The sequence below is a fragment of the Photobacterium profundum genome (assembly GCF_003026285.1).
Taxonomy (GTDB): domain Bacteria; phylum Pseudomonadota; class Gammaproteobacteria; order Enterobacterales; family Vibrionaceae; genus Photobacterium; species Photobacterium profundum.
In genome coordinates this window covers 134,221-154,862 of the sequence record NZ_PYOD01000010.1, presented here as the reverse complement: position 1 = coordinate 154,862, position 20,642 = coordinate 134,221, and the positions used below count along the sequence as shown (strand labels likewise).

At 42.0% G+C, this 20,642-nt stretch carries 12 protein-coding genes and 1 riboswitch; of the genes, 7 read left to right on the top strand and 5 right to left on the bottom strand.

From position 1 onward, the window contains the following. Positions 1-943 precede the first annotated feature (943 nt). The gene (locus tag C9J48_RS19865; protein WP_006232376.1) at positions 944-2,224 is read right to left on the bottom strand and encodes a cation:proton antiporter; all 1,281 of its coding nucleotides are present in this window, start codon (positions 2,222-2,224) and stop codon (positions 944-946) included. A gap of 194 nt (positions 2,225-2,418) precedes the next feature. Between C9J48_RS19865 and metH the strand changes: the two genes are divergently transcribed. Next, entirely contained in the window at positions 2,419-6,090 is a 3,672-nt protein-coding gene (metH, locus tag C9J48_RS19860; RefSeq protein ID WP_006232377.1) for a methionine synthase, read from the top strand. 71 nt (positions 6,091-6,161) lie between these two features. Here the strand turns inward: metH and lysC are convergent, their stop codons facing one another. Continuing rightward, entirely contained in the window at positions 6,162-7,541 is a 1,380-nt protein-coding gene (gene lysC / locus C9J48_RS19855) for a lysine-sensitive aspartokinase 3 (protein WP_006232378.1), read from the bottom strand. A 108-nt stretch (positions 7,542-7,649) separates the two neighbouring features. After that, positions 7,650-7,840, bottom strand: a riboswitch (Lysine riboswitch). Positions 7,841-8,108: 268 nt separating this feature from the next. Between lysC and C9J48_RS19850 the strand changes: the two genes are divergently transcribed. Then, a complete protein-coding gene (locus C9J48_RS19850; RefSeq protein ID WP_006232379.1) occupies positions 8,109-9,227 on the top strand; it encodes a pyridoxal-phosphate-dependent aminotransferase family protein in 1,119 nt (372 codons plus the stop codon). Between the two features lie 81 nt (positions 9,228-9,308). On the opposite strand, the gene C9J48_RS19845 is transcribed toward C9J48_RS19850, so the two are convergent. Together C9J48_RS19845 and uvrA are read right to left on the bottom strand one after the other, a co-directional pair. Continuing rightward, positions 9,309-11,078 carry a PglL family O-oligosaccharyltransferase gene (locus C9J48_RS19845; protein ID WP_006232380.1) on the bottom strand — a complete coding sequence of 590 codons (1,770 nt, stop codon included), beginning with the start codon at positions 11,076-11,078 and terminating at the stop codon, positions 9,309-9,311. Positions 11,079-11,160: 82 nt separating this feature from the next. Then, positions 11,161-13,986, bottom strand: a complete 2,826-nt coding sequence (gene uvrA / locus C9J48_RS19840) for an excinuclease ABC subunit UvrA (protein ID WP_006232381.1) — start codon at positions 13,984-13,986, stop codon at positions 11,161-11,163. A 362-nt stretch (positions 13,987-14,348) separates the two neighbouring features. Here uvrA and C9J48_RS19835 point away from each other — a divergent pair, with 362 nt between their 5' ends. Beyond that, positions 14,349-14,897 carry a single-stranded DNA-binding protein gene (locus tag C9J48_RS19835; RefSeq protein ID WP_006232382.1) on the top strand — a complete coding sequence of 183 codons (549 nt, stop codon included), beginning with the start codon at positions 14,349-14,351 and terminating at the stop codon, positions 14,895-14,897. Positions 14,898-14,969: 72 nt separating this feature from the next. Here the strand turns inward: C9J48_RS19835 and C9J48_RS19830 are convergent, their stop codons facing one another. Continuing rightward, the gene (locus tag C9J48_RS19830) at positions 14,970-15,878 is read right to left on the bottom strand and encodes a LysR family transcriptional regulator (RefSeq protein WP_006232383.1); all 909 of its coding nucleotides are present in this window, start codon (positions 15,876-15,878) and stop codon (positions 14,970-14,972) included. Positions 15,879-16,104: 226 nt separating this feature from the next. Between C9J48_RS19830 and csrD the strand changes: the two genes are divergently transcribed. From csrD to C9J48_RS19810, 4 genes are all read left to right on the top strand, one after another. Beyond that, positions 16,105-18,048 carry an RNase E specificity factor CsrD gene (csrD, locus tag C9J48_RS19825; RefSeq protein WP_036803936.1) on the top strand — a complete coding sequence of 648 codons (1,944 nt, stop codon included), beginning with the start codon at positions 16,105-16,107 and terminating at the stop codon, positions 18,046-18,048. A gap of 157 nt (positions 18,049-18,205) precedes the next feature. Beyond that, positions 18,206-19,681 carry a PilN domain-containing protein gene (locus tag C9J48_RS19820; protein ID WP_006232385.1) on the top strand — a complete coding sequence of 492 codons (1,476 nt, stop codon included), beginning with the start codon at positions 18,206-18,208 and terminating at the stop codon, positions 19,679-19,681. Further along, the gene (locus tag C9J48_RS19815; RefSeq protein WP_006232386.1) at positions 19,678-20,313 is read left to right on the top strand and encodes a coiled-coil domain-containing protein; all 636 of its coding nucleotides are present in this window, start codon (positions 19,678-19,680) and stop codon (positions 20,311-20,313) included. The genes C9J48_RS19820 and C9J48_RS19815 overlap by 4 nt, the downstream gene beginning before the upstream one ends. Further along, positions 20,306-20,638, top strand: a complete 333-nt coding sequence (locus tag C9J48_RS19810; RefSeq protein ID WP_006232387.1) for a hypothetical protein — start codon at positions 20,306-20,308, stop codon at positions 20,636-20,638. The genes C9J48_RS19815 and C9J48_RS19810 overlap by 8 nt, the downstream gene beginning before the upstream one ends. The last annotated feature ends 4 nt before the right edge of the window (positions 20,639-20,642 follow it).

The window sequence follows — 20,642 nt, the reverse complement described above, 5'->3', positions numbered from 1 at the left end:
GTTCAGTTGGTTAGAATACCGGCCTGTCACGCCGGGGGTCGCGGGTTCGAGTCCCGTCCACTCCGCCATTATTGAAGAAGCCCTAATCGAAAGATTAGGGCTTTTTTACGTCTATAGAAAATGGAAACTGAATAGATACTGCGGAGTGGTAGTTCAGTTGGTTAGGCTTTTTATTGGGGAGCTTAGCGGCCTGTCACGCCGGGGGCGTGCTGGTTTCGAGGTAAATAGAAAGTCCTGTTAACGTAGTCATTATTGAAAAAGTCCCCCCTGTTTACGGTAGAGTAGGAAAGACTAGGGCTTTTTTACGTCTGTAGATAATGGAAGTTAGAACTGAATAGACACTGCGAAGTGGTCGTTCTGTTGGTTGGCTTTTTATTGGAGAGCTTAGCGGCCTGTTACGCCGGGGTAGCGCTGGTTTCGAGGTAAATAGAAAGTCCCGTTAACGTAGCCATTATTGAAGAAGTCCCCTGTTTACGGTAGAGCAGGAAAGACGAGGGCTTTTTACGTCTGTATCAAATGGACATTAGCACAGAATAGACACTGCAGAGTGGTTGCTCTGCTGGTTAGGCTTTTTATTATAGAGCTTGGCGACCTGTCATACCGAGATCGTGTAAAACTCGAGGAATAAGAAAGCACCGATCACAATTATAGAAGTCTTGGTTTGCTAAACACTTCTATCGTATTCAGCTCTATACCTGTTTTATTGCGTTGGGCTAAAAGAGGATGGAAAGGTACTAACGTTATCGAAATTATCTGCAGTATCGTTGTGTTAAAGCCTGCACAACCTACGAATACTTCTATCTGTCGTGTGAAATAATGGGTATCAGTGCCAGAAGGAGCTGCACAATTGCAAGTAAGGCTTATTTAAAGATGTTAGTCATGTTCTTTTATAACAAAAAAAGACCTGCAACTGCAGGTCTTTTATATTTATCTGATTGTGTGGTTATTTGTTCTGAGCTTCCCACTCTTTGGCTCTATGAATTAATGAGGTGATCGTTGACCCTTGAATTAGGATGGAGAAAACGACAACAGCATAAGTCATGACAAGAATGATCTCTCTTACATCAATATTTTTTTCTGGTATCACAATAACACCAGCGGGAATAGCCATAGCCATTGCTAAAGCTAAACCACCACGTAAGCCACCCCAAGTTAATATTTTTACTGAGTGTGGGTTGTAATCGCGATACTTATGAAAGCCAACATAAGATAGTTTCACGCTTAGATAACGGCTCAGTAATACGAGAGGGATTGCGATTACCATCAGTACCCAATCTTCTTGGTGGAAGCTAAATTGAAGCATTGTCATACCGATAAGTAAAAATAGAACGCCATTTAGGAATTCATCAACTAACTCCCAAAAGTGATCTAAATGCTCTTCACTTTCTTTCGAAAAACCAATATAACGTGTCCAGTTACCAATCATAATGCCAGATACAACCATTGCTAATGGCCCTGATACATGAATAACATCGGCAAATACATAACCAGCAGTTGGAATACCTAGTGTTAGTAATAGCTCCATGGAGTGATCATTCGTGGAGCTAATCAAATAATGGAAAAGCAGACCAAGAATAAAGCCATAAGCAATACCCCCGATTGCTTCTTGTAGGAATAATTGCCCTACACCTAAGACTGTTGGGGCTTCATTACCAAAGGCGATAGTGAATAATGTGACAAAAATAACGAGACCAAAGCCATCGTTAAATAATGACTCCCCTTCAATTTGTGTTGAAATACGACGAGGTGCATCTAGCTTTTTAACTATAGCAAGTACAGCGATTGGGTCCGTTGGTGATATTAAAGAGCCAAAGATTAAGCAGTAGATTAAATCGAATTGAAAGCCTAATAATTGACATATACCCCAAAGCGCACCACCGATGAAAAAAGTTGAAAAAAGTGTAGCGCCCAAGGCTAAAACAGTAATTTCCCACTTTTGATCTTCTAGATTAGGAAGTTTAATTCCTAGCCCGCCAGCAAAAAGCAAAAAGCCTAAAATCCCTTTAAGTAAAAAGCTTTCAAAGTCGATACCAGCAAGCTGTTCAGCTGCAATATCTTCTAAGTGAAACCAGCCATTCTGACCAGCAATAATGATACCTAAAGACAACATTAATGCGCCTGCAGTAATAGCAATTGTTGTTTGCATCTTACCGATCTTGCTGTTTATAAAAGCAATTGCCATCGCAGCTGCTGCGAGAAAGCATAGGGTACTGTAGACCGACATGCATCAACCTCTAATTGATTTCAGAGTAAATAGTAAAATTGTCACAAAATATAAAACCATCGGACGATGATAGCTATAAAAACTTTCTTTTATTCTGTATTTGTTTTGTTTATTAAAAGGCATTTAGACGTCTAGATTTCCGTAGGGGCTATGGTAGGATGTTATTAAGCTGTAATATAAAATAAGGAAGTAATGTGGTGGTGAAGAGTAAGGAAATACTACAGAAGCGGTTAGCAGAAAACATCCTGATCATTGATGGTGGCATGGGCACCATGATCCAAGGCTATAAATTGGATGAAAATGATTATCGAGGTGAACGTTTTGCTGATTGGCACTCAGATCTTAAAGGGAATAATGACCTTCTCGTCTTAACACAACCACAGTTAATTAAGGATATTCATAGCGAGTACCTAGAAGCGGGTGCTGATATTCTAGAAACTAACACATTCAATGCAACGACTATTGCCATGGCTGACTATGACATGGAAAGTCTGAGTGCCGAGATTAACTTTGAAGCGGCTAAATTAGCTCGTCAAGCTGCAGATGAGTGGACGCTAAAAACCCCATCTAAACCACGCTTTGTTGCTGGGGTACTCGGCCCTACTAACCGAACGTGTTCAATTTCGCCTGACGTTAATGATCCTAGCTTTCGTAATGTTACCTTTGACCAGTTAGTTGAAGCTTATTCTGAATCAACGCGTGCTCTTATTGCTGGTGGCGTTGATTTAATCTTAGTAGAAACTATTTTTGATACGTTGAACGCAAAAGCGTGTACTTTCGCTGTTGAAACTGTTTTTGACGAAGATGGTGTTGTTTTACCTATCATGATTTCAGGCACAATCACCGATGCCTCGGGACGAACACTTTCAGGTCAAACAACGGAAGCTTTCTATAATTCTCTTCGTCACGTAAAGCCAATCTCGTTTGGTTTGAACTGTGCGTTAGGCCCTGATGAATTACGTCAATATGTTGATGAGTTATCTCGGATCTCTGAAAGCGCAGTTTCTGCTCACCCGAATGCGGGGTTGCCGAATGCATTTGGAGAGTATGATCTTAGCCCTGAAGATATGGCTGAACATATTGAAGAATGGGCGAAAAGTGGATTTCTCAATTTGGTGGGTGGTTGTTGTGGTACAACGCCTGAGCATATTCGCTTAATGGAACAAGTTACTCGAAATGTTAAACCTCGTCAGTTACCTGATATCCCTGTTGCTTGTCGTTTATCAGGATTAGAACCTCTCACTATTTCTGCTGATACCTTATTTGTAAATGTGGGAGAGCGAACTAATGTAACAGGTTCTGCTCGTTTCAAGCGACTTATCAAAGATGAATTATATGATGAAGCGTTAGAGGTCGCGCGCCAACAAGTAGAAGCTGGCGCTCAAATTATCGATATTAATATGGATGAGGGCATGCTGGATGCAGAAGCGGCAATGGTACGCTTCTTAAATTTATGTGCGACTGAACCGGAAATATCAAAAGTACCCATTATGGTGGATTCATCAAAATGGGAAGTACTTGAAGCGGGTTTGAAGTGTGTTCAAGGCAAACCGATCGTCAACTCTATATCGATGAAAGAGGGGGTTGACAAGTTTATTGCACAAGCGAAATTGATCCGCCGTTATGGTGCAGCGGTTATTGTGATGGCTTTTGATGAAGAAGGGCAAGCAGATACTCGTGAACGTAAAATCGAGATTTGTACTAATGCCTATCATATTTTGGTGGATGAAGTCGGTTTCCCGCCTGAAGATATTATTTTCGATCCTAATATTTTTGCCGTAGCAACAGGTATTGATGAGCATAACAACTATGCCGTCGATTTCATTGAGGCGGTAGGAGATATCAAACGTACACTGCCTTACGCCATGGTTTCAGGTGGTGTGTCTAATGTGTCTTTCTCGTTTAGAGGGAATGATCCGATTCGAGAAGCGATCCATGCCGTATTCCTTTATTACTGTTTTAAAAATGGTATGGATATGGGGATTGTGAATGCAGGGCAACTTGCGATTTATGATGATTTAACCGATGAACTCCGTAATGCCGTGGAAGATGTCGTCTTAAACCGCCGTGATGATAGTACCGAACGTTTACTGGATATTGCGGATAAATACCGTGGTAGTGGTAAAGTTGAGGAAGATCGTACGCTGCAAGAGTGGCGAGGCTGGCCTGTAGAAAAGCGCTTATCACACGCGTTGGTTAAAGGGATAACTGAGTTCATTGTGGAAGATACGGAAGAAGCCCGAACTAATGCTTCTAAGCCTCTAGAAGTAATTGAAGGACCGTTAATGGCGGGTATGAATGTTGTCGGCGATCTCTTTGGTGAAGGTAAAATGTTCTTACCTCAGGTGGTTAAATCAGCCCGTGTTATGAAGCAAGCTGTTGCTCATCTTGAACCTTATATCAACGCTGAAAAACAAGCGGGTTATACCAATGGTAAAATTCTGCTGGCAACAGTGAAAGGTGATGTTCACGATATTGGTAAGAATATCGTGGGCGTTGTATTGCAATGTAACAACTATGAAATTATTGACCTTGGGGTAATGGTTTCTTGTGATCAAATTCTGAAAGTAGCAAAAGAAGAAAATGTCGACATCATAGGTTTAAGTGGCCTCATTACTCCATCATTAGATGAAATGGTGCATGTGGCTAAAGAGATGGAGCGACAAGGCTTTGAGCTGCCATTGCTAATTGGTGGTGCAACGACCTCTAAAGCGCATACTGCGGTTAAGATTGAAGAAAACTATCATGCACCTGTTGTTTATGTATCCAATGCTTCTCGTGCTGTAGGGGTTTGTTCTGCATTGTTATCCGATGAACTGCGACCAGCATTCATTGAGCGCTTAGATAAAGAATATATTACGGTACGTGAACAACATGCCCGTAAAAAACCACGGACAGCACCTGTTACGTTAGAGCAAGCACGTGAAAACAAAGTTGCCATCGATTGGGATAGTTATATTCCCCCTGTACCAGCAAAATCGGGTATACATGTATTTACTGATTTCCCTATATCTAAAATTCGTAAATATATTGATTGGACACCATTTTTTATGACTTGGTCATTAAGTGGTAAGTATCCAACAATTTTGCGCCATGAAGTTGTGGGGGAAGAGGCTCAGCGTTTATTTGATGATGCCAATGTATTGCTGGATGAAATTGAGCGTACAGGGATGATCAAAGCAAACGGTGTGTGTGGATTATTCCCAGCAAATAATATTGGTGACGATATTGAAGTATATACCGATGAGACTCGCTCTGAAGTAATGACGGTACTGTGTGGGTTGCGTCAACAGACGAAAAAACCGAAAGGACCTAACTATTGCTTATCGGATTATATTGCACCGAAAGAAAGTAACAAAGCCGACTGGATCGGCGCTTTTGCTGTAACGGGCGGTATCGGGGAGTATGATATTGCTGAACAGTTTAAAGCCAAAGGCGACGACTATAACGCGATTATGATACAGGCGATTGCAGATCGCTTAGCTGAGGCTTTTGCTGAATGTATGCATGAAACGGTACGGAAAGAAATTTGGGGCTATGCACCTGAAGAGTCGCTGGCGAATGAAGATTTGATTCGTGAAAAATACCAAGGTATACGTCCTGCACCTGGGTACCCTGCGTGTCCCGAGCATACAGAAAAAGGCACCATCTGGTCATTGCTAGATGCAGAGGCTAACACTGGCATGGTATTAACTGAAAGCTATGCTATGTGGCCAGGTGCAGCTGTGTCGGGGTGGTATTTTTCTCATCCGGAGTCTCGTTACTTTGCGGTTGCTCAGATCCAAGAAGATCAGCGCGACAGCTATGCTGATCGTAAAGGCTGGGATCTGATTGAAGCTGAAAAGTGGCTAGGACCGAATTTATAATGCTGGTTTGAACGCAAAGAAGGCGCTCATTTAAGCGCCTTCTTTTTTGTTACCAGTTTATGGTTTTCGCTTTATTCAAAGATAGCGCAATGGAGATCTTTGATAGCAGATTTAGCATCTTGTGCTTTTACTAGAAAACATAAATTGTGCGGGCTTGCACCATAGCAAATCATGCGTAGGTTGTAGTCTTCAAGCGTGCTGAAAACTGTTTTTGCTGATCCTTTAGTGCTGCTCATTTGATTACCAATCAATGCAACTAAGCAAAGATCTTGCTCGACCTCAACGCGGCATAGTTCACTGAGTTCCGCTAGTGCTTGCGCTGGAAGTGTTGGTGCGCCACCACTGGTATCTGTTTGATCTAACGTTAAAGATACACTCACTTCAGAGGTGGTTATCAAATCCACTGATATTTTATGTTCAGCTAAAATACGAAAAACTTCAGCTAAGAAGCCGTAAGCATGGAACATATTGAGGCTGGTTAATGTCACCATTGTTTGATTACAACGAAGTGCTAGGGCTCTAAATAATGGGGCGTCAGACACCGTTTCTCGGATCCAGGTACCACCTTGCTCGGGGGCTTTCGATGAACCAATGAAGACGGGTATTTGCTGTCTTATTGCAGGCACTAATGTTGATGGGTGTAATATTTTGGCACCAAAATTGGCCATTTCAGATGCTTCGCTGAAGCTGATTTCTTTTATTGGTTTTGCTTTCGTGGCGATGCGTGGGTCAGTGGTATACATGCCTGGTACATCAGTCCAAATTTCTAAAGTCGATGCCCCGATAGCTTCTGCCATTAAGGCGGCACTATAGTCACTGCCACCACGGCCTAATGTGGTTGTGTTTCCTTGTTCGTCAGAGCCTATAAAGCCTTGAGATACCACTACATATTCTTTTAGTTGTGGTAAAAGGTGTTGTTCTGATAATTGGCGGATAATACTGGGCTGAGGAATGGCTTTACCAAATTGCCCATCTGTACGCATTACATCTCGAATATCAAATCGAATGGCTTTGATGCCAAGCTCTCTCAATATTTGAGCAAATAGGTGAGTAGAAAGTAACTCGCCATGGGAAACAAGCTGATCGGTAAGGGGGACTGATTTTTCAATGACTGCTTTTTTCGCTAATTCAGCTACATTTTGAAGCAATATAGTAATAGCTTCTTTAGCTTGCTGTGGTTGCTCTAATTGGTTTAATACAGATTGGTGTATATCGGTTAAGCGAGTTAATAAAGCATGGCGTTGTTGAGTGTCAGTAACACCATTAGCCAGCTCGACTAAGATATTGGTGACTCCAGAACAGGCACTAATTAAGACTAAGCGTGTGTGTGGTGCATGTTGAATTATTGCTGCACTGCGACTCATCGCGGTGAAGTCTGCAACACTTGTACCACCAAACTTGGCAACGGTTAACGATGTGTGCGGATTTACATTACTATCTACAAGGCTCAAGGTAAGACTCCCAATCTCAGTAAAATGATAAAAACGAATTTACGCGGGAGGATATTCCCGACATCCAATTGTCAGGAGAGCAGAAAGGCGAGACGTACGAATAGCGCTACAACCAGAAGCTCCCCACCTTTTTATATGTTACTTATGCATAAAAAGGTGACAGCCAGAAGGATTCAACCTTCATAGCCGATATCGCTGATCCCCATCAGTAATATCTCGGCGTTACTCCCCCTCTTTAGGCTGCTTTAGGGTGGGGCCCTGCAATCTAAATACCTGGGTAACGCTCCTCTTCCGTTTTACCTAGTGGTATTAATACCAGCAGGATGAACAAAAACTCTCCTCATTGAATAGGATTTGTTACTAGGTTGTCAATCTTTCTGTGGTTATTTATGCGATAAAAATGCAATCGCTTATGTCATTCGTTATGTTAGTGTTGAATGAGACTTGCACTGAGTATGGTTGATTTAATATTCTGTTGTTGTGCAACCCTAATAATTCCCGCCCTACAGTTAGAAAAATAACGAAAATACAGGGATTGATTACAACTTACTTCAGGAAGATAGAATAATGACAATTACTAGCTTTTACCCACCGCAACGAACACTAATGGGACCCGGACCTTCAGATATCTACCCTCAAGTTTTACAGGCACTTAGTCGACCGACAGTTGGACATTTAGATCCACTTTTTGTTGGGATGATGGATGAGCTAAAACAGCTACTGCAATATGCTTTTCAGACTAAAAATACATTTACGATTGCTGTGTCTGCCCCTGGTAGTGCAGGTATGGAAGCATGTTTTGTTAACCTTGTGGAGCCAGGTGATAAGGTCATTGTTTGCCGTAATGGTGTATTTGGCGATCGCATGCGAGAAAATGTTGAACGATGTGGTGGGCAAGCCGTTGTTGTCGATAATGCTTGGGGAGAGCCTGTTGATCCTAAGCTGGTGGAACAAGCGTTAATTGATAACCCAGATGCGAAAATATTAGCATTTGTGCATGCTGAAACATCAACGGGTGCGTTAAGTGATGCTGAAGCGCTGGCGAAACTGGCACGTAAACATGATTGTTTGACCATTGTTGATGCCGTGACATCGTTAGGCGGTGTTCCTTTATTGGTTGATGAATGGCAGTTAGATGCCGTTTATTCTGGTAGCCAGAAATGTTTATCATGCGTGCCTGGTTTATCACCATTAACTTTTTCTCAGCGCGCGATTGATAAAATTCAAGATCGTAAAACACCCGTGCAAAGTTGGTTCTTGGATCAAAGTTTAGTACTCGGGTATTGGAGCGGGGAAGGCAAGCGAACTTATCATCATACTGCGCCAGTCAATAGCTTGTATGCACTGCATGAAGCCTTGGTATTACTACAAAATGAAGGATTAGAAAATGCTTGGCAACGCCATAAAGATGTTCATTTAGACTTGCGTGAAGGCTTAGAAAAACTCGGTATTACTTTTGTTGTTGATGAAGCCTCGCGTTTGCCACAGCTTAATGCGGTGTATATTCCTGATGGCGTTGATGATGCATTAGTACGTAAAACATTACTTGAGCGTTATAACCTTGAAATTGGTGCTGGGCTCGGGGCTCTAGGTGGTAAAGCATGGCGTATTGGCTTGATGGGATATGCTGCACGTAGTGAAAATGTCGCATTATGCCTAAAAGCCTTGGAATCGACATTGAAGTAAAAAGTCATCATTGGTAAATTAAATAAAACGGCTACCTCGGTAGCCGTTTTTGATCAATATTGGATAGAAACTTTTGTTGTTCTAATTTACGTCGTTGAGCATGTTAGCTTGGGAAATGATGCCAGAAGGTAGTGCGGTTTGTGCTTCTGAAGTTGAGAAGTCAGAACCTGGAAATAAATATTCGGCTTCTTGCTTTATTTGGCTCGCTTGTTCTGGCTTACCGAGTAATTGATAAGCTGAAATCAAGTTATGATATAGCGCTGGACGAGGCCAATTAACGGCTTTTTTTGTTGCCCATTGAATGTATTCCTCTATGAGTGCAGGGTTTTGACTCGAGGCTCCCAGCTGGAGTTGCGTTAAATGTAAATCCCAATCAAAACGGTTTTGCCAAGCCCAAGGATTATTAACCTGCATTAAGTAATTAATATTAACAGGACGTGTCGTTTCAAATTTGGTTAACAACCAACCCGAGTACAAGGTTGTTAACATAAAACCACTAATGACAATGGGCATGACTAACGCCAAAGATTTAATCGCCATTACATACTGCATTTCATGTTTATTATATTTTGCTGTTAGGTTATCGACCCAATAAATCAGGATGATAAAAATAACCCAATGAGCTAATGAGTGGTAGAAGGGGTACTCTAATTGCGTGTGTAAAACGATGGGAAAGAAAAGCCCAACCAATGCGAGTTGAGTGCCTTCTCTTGCCTTGCTGATTTTAAATAATACAGCTGCCGCCGCAAGCAGCAATGCAATCAGAGGAATGATGCCCCCCTCAGCTGCCCAGTAAGCCAGTTCATTATGAGGGTGGTCTAAATTAGGTACCCCGTAAGGCTGATTGGGATCCGCTTGATGCCATCTTGCAGTTTGGGTGATATAGGCGGGCTCAAATTTACCATAGCCGTAGCCCATTAATGGCTCGGTACGAAACATTTTATAAGCTTGCGGGATAATAGTATAACGAGCGCTTTCAAGCGTCATTCGTTCAGTTTTTGGCCCCCAATCTGTAGCGGAATTAATGCTCCAAGATAGACTTAACCCCATCACAATCATCAATAACCACATGCGTAATTGAGCTTTTGCAGCAAAGCGACGTAGGTAGGGGATCATTAGACCAACACCGACGATTGCTCCTATCCAACCTGTGCGAGAACTCAATACCACAATGATTGGGATCGTGATGACGGGAGTGAGTAGTAACAGAAGCTGCTGCCATGACCACTTACCACGATACATCGGAATGCGTGCAAGTAAGTAAGATGACAGTACTAACCCAGTTGCCAGAAAACTTGCCATTACATTTGGTTGCTGAAAAATGCCATAAGGTCGGTTGATCAGTGTGTTGTAACCAAAAGCATTATCGGCTTCCATCCACATGAACTGATACCAGCCAAAAGCCGTTTGAATAAACACACTAATAAGAATCAACCACAACATGCGCTGGCGCTGCTTTGGGGTAAACGTAAACTGCTGTAACCCGATAAAAAATAAGAACCCTGCCCAAAGTGCAATCAGTCGGTTAGCGACTGCCGATGCGTCAGCATTGGGATAAAAAACAGGTAAGGTGAGCAATAGACAGCAAGTAAATAATACGAGGGTTAGCCGAGAGTAGCGCCATACTTTTTGACGACAGATTTCTAATAACCCTAGTGAAATAGCGATGCTAAATGGAATCCAACTGGTGCTATTAAATGACAGTTCAAGCCCTGAACCGCCAGGGTTATGCTGGAAGTAGTGCATCGTTAGCACAAATAAAAAACCGAGCGAAACAATGAATGGTTTCACTAGTGGTTTACTCATGCGCTGTTCTGCGAGCTTGGTGCCTTGTAAGTGTAACACTGTCATTTTATATCCATGCTTGTTGACATGTTTTCGCAAAATAAAGGCTGATAATTATATCAGCCTATGACGTCGATTTCTTAGCAGCTTAGGGCAAAAGAGGTTTAAGGAAGTATGCAGTATGTGAACCAGCCACTTGAGCGACTTGCTCAGGTGTACCTGTGGCAACAATTTCACCACCACCGTTACCACCTTCTGGACCCAAATCGATAATCCAATCTGCCGTTTTTACCACATCAAGATTATGCTCGATGACCACGATAGTATTACCTCTATCACGCAAGCGATGCAGTACGACTAGCAGCTGCTGAATATCATGGAAGTGTAACCCTGTGGTTGGTTCATCCAATATATACAGTGTTTGTCCGGTATCTCGCTTCGATAGCTCACGAGCTAACTTCACGCGTTGTGCTTCACCACCAGAAAGGGTGGTCGCAGCTTGACCTAAGCGGATATACGATAAACCGACATCCATTAATGTTTGTAGTTTTCTTGCAATAGCGGGAACGGGATCAAAAAATTCACGAGCATCTTCAACCGTTAAATCCAAGACTTCGTGAATAGATTTACCTTTGTAGCGCACTTCCAACGTTTCACGGTTGTAGCGCTTGCTCTTACAAGAGTCACAAGGCACATAGACATCCGGCAAGAAATGCATTTCGACTTTGATTAGCCCGTCACCTTGGCAAGATTCGCAACGTCCGCCTTTTACATTAAAACTAAAGCGGCCTGGTTTATAACCACGAGAGCGAGATTCTTGGGTGCCCGCAAATAGCTCACGTATTGGCGTAAATATACCGGTATAAGTTGCTGGATTAGAACGTGGTGTACGTCCTATTGGGCTTTGATCAATTTCAATGACCTTATCAAAATGTTCTAAATTTTGAATCTCACGATAAGGGGCAGCTTCACCGGTTGTTGCACCATTGAGCTGGTGGTGAGCAATACAGAAAAAAGTATCATTGATAAGCGTTGATTTACCCGAACCAGAAACGCCAGTAATACAGGTAAAGAGGCCGACAGGGATTTCAACGTCGACATTTTTAAGGTTATTACCTGTCGCCCCCAGTAATTTAACGGTTTTATTTGGATCCATCGGTGTCCGGTGTTCTGGGATAGCAATGGATTTTTTACCACTTAAATACTGGCCGGTTAAGGATTTAGGCGCATTAAGGATATCTGCCATTGTGCCTTCTGCTATGATTTCACCACCGTGCACTCCGGCACCTGGGCCAATATCAATCACATAATCAGCTGCGCGAATCGCATCTTCATCATGTTCGACCACGATAACCGTATTACCGAGATCACGCAGATGATTCAAAGTTTTGAGCAAACGTTCATTATCACGCTGATGAAGACCTATTGACGGTTCATCAAGTACATACATGACACCGACGAGCCCCGCGCCTATTTGGCTTGCAAGGCGAATACGTTGTGCTTCACCGCCCGATAGCGTATCGGCACTGCGTGATAAATTTAGGTAGTTAAGGCCGACGTTGACTAAGAAGGTTAAGCGATCTTTGATTTCTTTTAATATTTTATCGGCGATCTGTCCTCGCTGGCCGACCAATGAAAGCGTATCAAAAAAGTTAAATGTTTCATTGATGCTCATTTCACAAATGGTAGGTAGGTTGGTATCTGCAATAAATACATGACGTGCCTCTTGACGTAAACGTGAACCGTGACAGCTTGAACAGTGTTTAGTCGACACAAATTTCGCCAGCTCTTCACGAACAGCATTCGATTCTGTTTCACGATAACGACGTTCCATATTGTTGAGGATCCCCTCAAAAGGATGACGTCGGACCGTTATATCGCCACGGTCATTAATGTACTTAAATTCAATTTCAGTTTTGCCCGAGCCATTAAGAATGAGATCTTTTATTTTTTTCGGTAACTCATTAAAGGCGGATTCAACATTAAAATCATAGTGTTCAGCCATTGATTTCAACATCTGAAAATAATAAAAATTACGTTTATCCCAGCCTCGGATTGCACCGCCAGATAGGCTTAGATCCCCATTTTGTATCACACGGTCAGGGTCAAAATATTGCTGAACGCCTAAACCGTCACAGGTGCCACATGCACCGGCAGGATTATTAAATGAGAATAAACGAGGTTCCAGTTCTTGCATGCTATAACCACAATGTGGGCAGGCAAAATTAGCGGAAAATAACAGCTCAGCAGGTTGCTCCTCATCCATAGGGCAAATTAATACATTACCACCTGATAATTCTAAAGCCGTTTCGAAAGATTCAGCTAAACGCAGCTGTAGATCATCACGCACCTTGAAGCGATCGACTACGACCTCAATGGTATGTTTTTTATGTAATTCGAGGGTTGGTGGATCAGATAGATCACATACTTCGCCATTAATGCGCGCTCGGATATAGCCTTGAGCAGCAAGATTCGCCAGAGTTTTTATGTGCTCACCTTTTCGCGCTTTCACGATCGGGGCAAGCAGCATCATTTTACTGCCTTCTGGCAACTCTAGTACTTTATCCACCATCTGGCTGACAGTTTGCGCTGCCAGCGTTACATCGTGAGTTGGGCAACGCGGTTCACCCACGCGTGCATAGAGCAGGCGCAAGTAGTCATAAATTTCAGTGATCGTACCGACGGTTGATCGTGGGTTATGCGATGTTGATTTCTGTTCAATTGATATTGCAGGCGATAGCCCTTCAATATGGTCGACATCGGGCTTTTCCATTAACGATAGGAATTGGCGAGCATAGGCAGACAGTGATTCAACATAGCGGCGTTGACCTTCTGCATATAAGGTATCGAAAGCCAATGATGATTTCCCAGAACCCGATAAGCCGGTGATAACAATCAGCTTATCGCGAGGAATAGAGAGATTGATATTTTTTAGGTTGTGAGTGCGAGCACCCCTGACTTCGATATAATCCATATTAATATGAGCTTTATGGTCGACTAATTGATTTGTTATTATTGCATAGGCAAGAAAAGCTTGAAAGTGCGAGCTGTATAAAGATACAGTATAAAGAGTGAAATCTAGCCAATAACAGACCTGCTTATAATTTGTGTTTTTACGTGAATATATATATCGGGGCAGTATTTTTGTGTGATAACAATACGCTTGAGGCGTGTGATTTTTATTTACATAGATAATGAATAAAAATTGCGTTAGATAACACAGTTTGAGCGCTATGCTTGAGCGGTGTCAACATGATAAACTGCGTGATTAAGTGTAAACTTTGACTAAGCGGCTATTGATAATCAGGTAGTACGCAGACAGATTTGGAGTTAAGTATGGCCAGTCGTGGCGTAAATAAGGTTATCTTAGTCGGTAACTTAGGTAATGACCCAGAAATCCGTTATATGCCAAGTGGTAGTGCAGTAGCTAATATAACAATAGCTACCTCTGAATCATGGCGTGATAAGGCAACGGGCGAGCAACGTGAAAAAACAGAATGGCACCGTGTGGCGCTGTTCGGTAAGCTTGCTGAAGTTGCTGGTGAATATTTGCGTAAAGGTTCACAGGTATACATCGAAGGTCAATTACAAACACGTAAATGGCAAAACCAACAAGGCCAAGATCAATACACAACCGAGGTTGTTGTTCAGGGCTTTAACGGTGTAATGCAAATGCTAGGTGGCCGTCAAGGCGGCGGTCAAGGTCAGCAGCAGCAACAGCAGCAAGGTAATTGGGGTAAACCTCAACAGCCTGCAGCGGCTCCTCAACAGAACTTTGCACCTCAGCAGCAACAACAACAGGCACCGCAGCAACAGGCTCCTCAACAGCCTCAGCAGCAGTACAATGAGCCACCAATGGATTTTGATGATGATATCCCATTCTAATCAACTTCTTAGTTGTAGGTTTGGAATAGCATGATGTAAGAAGAAGCAGCGTTCGCGCTGCTTTTTTATTGTCTATGATTTCTTGAATGACTTTTCATCAGTTTTTAGGTTGGATTTTTCTTTAATAAAATCAATAAATAATTTTGTTTTTACATGGTTGTAATCAAGTTTGGGATAATAAGCATAAGCAGAACTGATAGGCTGTTTAAGCTCTGGTAATACTGGTACCAGTAAACCTTTACTTAGCTCGCGTTTCACCGTATTACCCCCTGCCAGAATAATTCCCATTCCTGCAACGGCAGCAGCAACTAATGCTTCAGGGTTTTGAGTGGTGAAATTACCTCGTAAGCGCAAGTGTAAGTTGTTCTCAAAAATGTGTTCTTGCTCATGCCCATGAGTACCAAAGAGCAGGCAATTATGCATTGTTAGTTGCTGGTGGTTTTCAATTATGGGTTTATCTTCGAGATAACTTGGGGCTGCGTAAAACCCAGGCTGGAAATCAAATAATCGCGTTGCAATATAACTGGATGAATTAAAGTCGGTTAATTCACGGCTGATGAATACATCAAGGTTAAGATCGGGCAGTTGTCCGGGGGTTACTGTGTGTAGTTCGACTTGAATCTTAGGATAAGTCTCAATAAATTCAGCCAGGTAGTTAACTAATAGTCGACTGCCAGTGGCAAGAGGAGCGCCAATACGTAATACGCCACTAACTTCACCATATGTTGAGGTGGTTTCAGCCAGCATTTGCTGCCAATCATCAAGTAGTCTTGCACTGCGTTGATAAAATAATTTACCTGCATCTGTTACCGTTAAACTCCGTGTTGTACGTTTTAATAGTTGCACACCTAACTGCTTTTCTAGCCAAGAAAGGCGCTTTGATAATGCTGAACTTGATGTATTGAGTTTAGTCGCTGCTTGAGCCAGAGAGCCTTGTTCAACAACGGTAACGAAACTTTTTGTGCAAATGATCCAATCCATAGGTCTCCAGTTTTGTTAGCCACGATTATGGGTGCTGTGCTTTTAGCGTTTATTGAGTGATAAAATTCATTGAATCATATCACTATGTTTACAGACAATGATTCACATTAATAGACTAACAAGTGATAATCATTGTTAACGTAATTAACAAATTGCATTGTTGGACACTGTAATTTTTAGTTAACTGTTTATAGTCTATCAATACTGCTTGTAACGTTGGAGTTATATGAGAAAAGCATCAGGGATGAAGTTAACCAATCGTTTGGTTGCTTTTGTCACGCTTATTGTTATTTGTGCTATTTTCGTTGTATTTATTGGCGGTGCCATTAGCTTTCGAAAATTAGGGCAAAATTATCTGACCAACTATCTTGATGGTGTGGTTAACGTTATCGATCAACAATTGGCAGATCCTGAGGGCGCGCAAGCATTCTCACGTTGGCTACCGCATTTATTAAAAGCCAGTAATGTCGTTGAACTTGAAATTAGTAGCTCTGCAGGATCTATATACTCTTTTAAAGGCTTGCATCCACTCACCGACCCTAATGTATTGCATATTAGCCATTACCAGCTTGAGAAAAATACAGGCTTTAATATCGATATTAAGTCACTACCTCCTTATACCGAGTTTACCTATTCGGTAGGTGCAATGTCATCAATCAGTATTGCTATCATGATCATTATTATGGGCTTGGTATGGGGCATGAATTGGTTACGTAGGCAATTACATGGTTCAGAGCTGTTAGAAGTACGAGGACGCATGATCCTTGCTGGGCGTGTCGATAAATATGCTGTCGGTTCTGAAGAGGAGTGGCCTGCAACAGCAAGTTTAGCCCTTGATCAAATGATTGCTGAGTTAAAAGATGCCCGTCAAGAGCGCAGCCGTTTTGATACGTTTATTCGTACTCATACATTTCTTGATCAATTAACGGGTACAGCAAACCGTGTGTTGTTTGATAGCCGTCTTGAATCAATAGTACAAGATCAAGATACTTATGGGTCTGTTATTTTGATTCGTATTTCAGAATGGGATCAATTGTTGACTGAAAAGGGAAAAGAGGCTGCTGATGATCTAATCCAAGACGTGGGTATGATCTTATCTAATTTAATCCAGCGCTATTCAGATACAGTTCTTTCTCGTTATTTTGATGCTGAATTTGCCATTATGATCCCACAGCAATCGGCAAAAGAAATAAAGCAATTTACCAGTCAACTATTAAAAGCATTAGAAAGATTAACACCAGCAGCACCACTTGAAACGGATAATTGGTGCCATATTGGGGTAACTTTCTTTTCTAACGGTGAGCGACGAGGCCGCATTATGGATGAGGCTGATATGGCATTACGGAGTGCACAGCTTCATCGGGCAAACAGTTGGTATGCATTTAAGAAAGAACAGCAATGGGATGATAGTCGAGGTAGTGTACGTTGGCGTACCTTGTTAGATGCAATATTTAATGCTGGTGGCCCGATATTGTATCAGCAGCCAGTAGTGAATGCCGATGATGAAACATTACTTCATCGTGAATTGTTAGCACGTATTAAAGATGAAAATGGTGTTTTAATTAAAGCGTCTCGCTTCCTTCCTGCTGTTGAACAGGTTGGTTTTAATATTCGCATGGATAAATTGGTTATTGCCAAATCATTACAATTACTGAAAACAATGCCAGTGAACGATGTATTTTCTATTAATGTCAGTATCACCGCACTACTAGATAAAAGTTTTGTTCGTTGGCTAAGAGATGAGTTATTACAAACCCCGCGAACAGTGCTGAATCGCCTATCGTTTGAAATATCAGAGGGAAATTTAGTTAAGCACCTTGATGCTATGCGACCTGTCACACGGATGATCGTCGGTCTTGGTTGTAAACTGGTAATCGATCAGGCGGGAAGAACCATTGTAAGTACCCATTATATAAAAGATATCAAAGTGGATTATATTAAACTCCATCGAAGCCTTATCCGTGAAATTCATCAAAGACAAGAAAATCAACTATTTGTTCGTAGTATGCTCGGTGCTAGTGCCGATTCGAATGCAAAAGTTATCGCTGTTGGCGTGGAAAATAATAATGAATGGCAAGTATTAAAACAGCTTGGTGTGCATGGCGGGCAAGGTCGGTATTTTGGGGCTGAAGTATCGTTAGTAAGTGATTCAAACATACAACAGAAGTAGAGGCGTGTTACATTCGCTCATACATTAAAAAGCAATCGATATGTGTTCATTTGATTAATGTTCGGGTACCATTGTCAAATAATTGACGTGTGTCGGTTGTTTGGCGTTGTTGTTGTGGCAATATTTGCACATATTTAGTCAGTTGTATTGGATATTCATGAAGTCTACTGCTTTGTTAAATAAATACTTTAATAAGAAAAGTCATCATAAGTTAGCTTGCCTAGCTGTATTTGCTGATTCTATAACAATAGTTTATGAATCAGAGCAGCAATGTATAACCGATAGCATTGATATTTCAGGTGCCGGGCAATGGGCTGATGTCATTAAATCGTTGCTTGAAAAACATGAGCTTTCAGGTTGTAAATTAAAATTAGTTTTAGGTCATGGTTTATATCAGAGTTTACTCATTGAGAAGCCTGATATACCGCGTGCTGAATTACCAACGGCATTGCCTTTTTTAGTTAAAGATCTTGTTAATGAATCCCCAATGGATTTGGTGGCAGACGGTTTTCCGGCGCCATTAAAAGACCGACTTCAAGTTTTTGTTGCTAATCGAAAGCACATAGAACAACTCATTAAAATTTGTGCCGATGCAAATGGTGAACTGGTAGCGGTTTCGGCAGAAGAAATAGTATGGGGACAATTTACGTCTTCATCACTCAGTCAGCTCATTCTTCATCGTCGCTCAAGTACTGGATTACAATTAACTGCATTCAAACAACAGACGTTGTGTTTCCAACGTCAACTACGGGGTTTCACTGACCCGTTAATCGGCTCTGAACGTGATGGATTACAATTAGATAACCTAGCACTTGAATTACAACGTTCGTTAGATTTCCTCAGTGCACAATTACGTGATAACCCGATAAACCAACTCGTCATTTCGTGTGATGATGAAGATGATGCCTTATTAGCACAAGAGCTTAGTCAGCGTTTAAGTGTCTCTGTGAGTGCTATTACGCCGAAATACTCAGTGTTAAGCACCAACGCTGCTCGCGTAGCATGGGCAGCACTGAACCAGCTTGATGGCTCTGGTATTAACCTTTATTCAGATGCATTAAAACCACAGAAACACTATTTAACATTACCGAATGTTGTTGCCAGTTGGGCAATTATTGTTGTGGTAATGGCCACATTGACTGGCTGGTACCAGTGGCAAAACTACGTAGTTAAAGAGAAGTTAGCTGCAGAACAAGCATCACTAACGGCTAAACGTACCGAGCTTGACCGCGCCAAAGCGGCATTAGCGAAGCATGTAGCTAGCCCTCTAAAAGTCGAATTAGCGGGATCGCTAGAGCAAGATTTAGCCGCGAAACAAGCCACATTAAAAGCGATTGAAAATCATGATGACAGTCTAAAAGTAGGCTATGCCGGAATGTTAAAGCAGCTGTCAAATGCGGCAAGCGGTGATGTATCGGTAAGCCGAATTCGTGCGACCGGTAAAGCTTTAGATTTGGAAGGGTTGGCGCGAAGCCCTGATGCTGTTCCTGGTTGGCTAAGAGCATTTAAAGCATACCCATCTTTATCTGAGCGTCGTTTTCAGCTGTTATCACTTGGGCGAAATGAGAAAAACATCGTGACGTTTAGATTATTAGCCGATAGAACTGCGGCACAACAGGAGAGCAAAAAATGAATGGTTGGCAGCAATTAAGCGACCGTTTTGATCTGCTGACACGTCGCGAACAAATCTTGATCCTACTATCTGGTTGGGTGGCATTACTGTTTGTCGGCTTTGTTGTGGTGATTGAGCCGACAATGAAAGATGTTACGTCAATTAAACGGCAGCTCGTTTCAGCTGCTAACGAACTCGTGAGCAGTGATAACCAAATTGCCGCGATCAATCGAAAGCTCAACAGTGATCCAAATAATGACGTAGATAAGAAAATCGAACGTCTAGAACAACAGACTGATGGCTTAAATGAGCAATTAACAGATCGTGTTGCAAGCTTGGTAACACCAATACAGATGTCGGGTTTAATGGAAGAAGTGTTACGACGTACCACACGTTTGAAGCTTGTCTCATTAGAATCACAGGCGCCTGTACAGCTAATCAATGGCGATGATGAAGGCTATTTTATTCATCCCGTACAGTTAACACTTCGTGGTCGCTACTTTGATGTGGTTAATTATCTAGAGCAACTAGAAGCATTACCTGTGAAGTATTACTGGCGAAGTTTTAGCTACCAGGTTGATAAATACCCTTGGGCTGATATTACGTTAAATGTTTACACTCTTGGTGAAAGTAAGGATTTTATCGGTGGTTAAGTTCAGTTTTATTAGCGTTATTTTAATGATGTTAACAACCGGTGTTACTCAGGCAAGCCAAGATCCTACCGCACCGTTAGGTTGGAGTGCACCCACTAAAAAGCAGACAGCAAAGCGTAGTTATGTGCCGACACTACAAAGCATATTGTGCGATGAAGCTGATACTTGTACGGCCATCTTAAATGATGTTTCTATCGGTTTAGGTGGGAAAGTAAGCGGTTATACCCTGACTCATATTCAAGATGATTTTGTCACTGTTAGTCGTGGCGGTAAGCAGTGGCGTTTGGAATTATTCGCTGACAATATAAAAATAATTGAAAGGTAAGCAG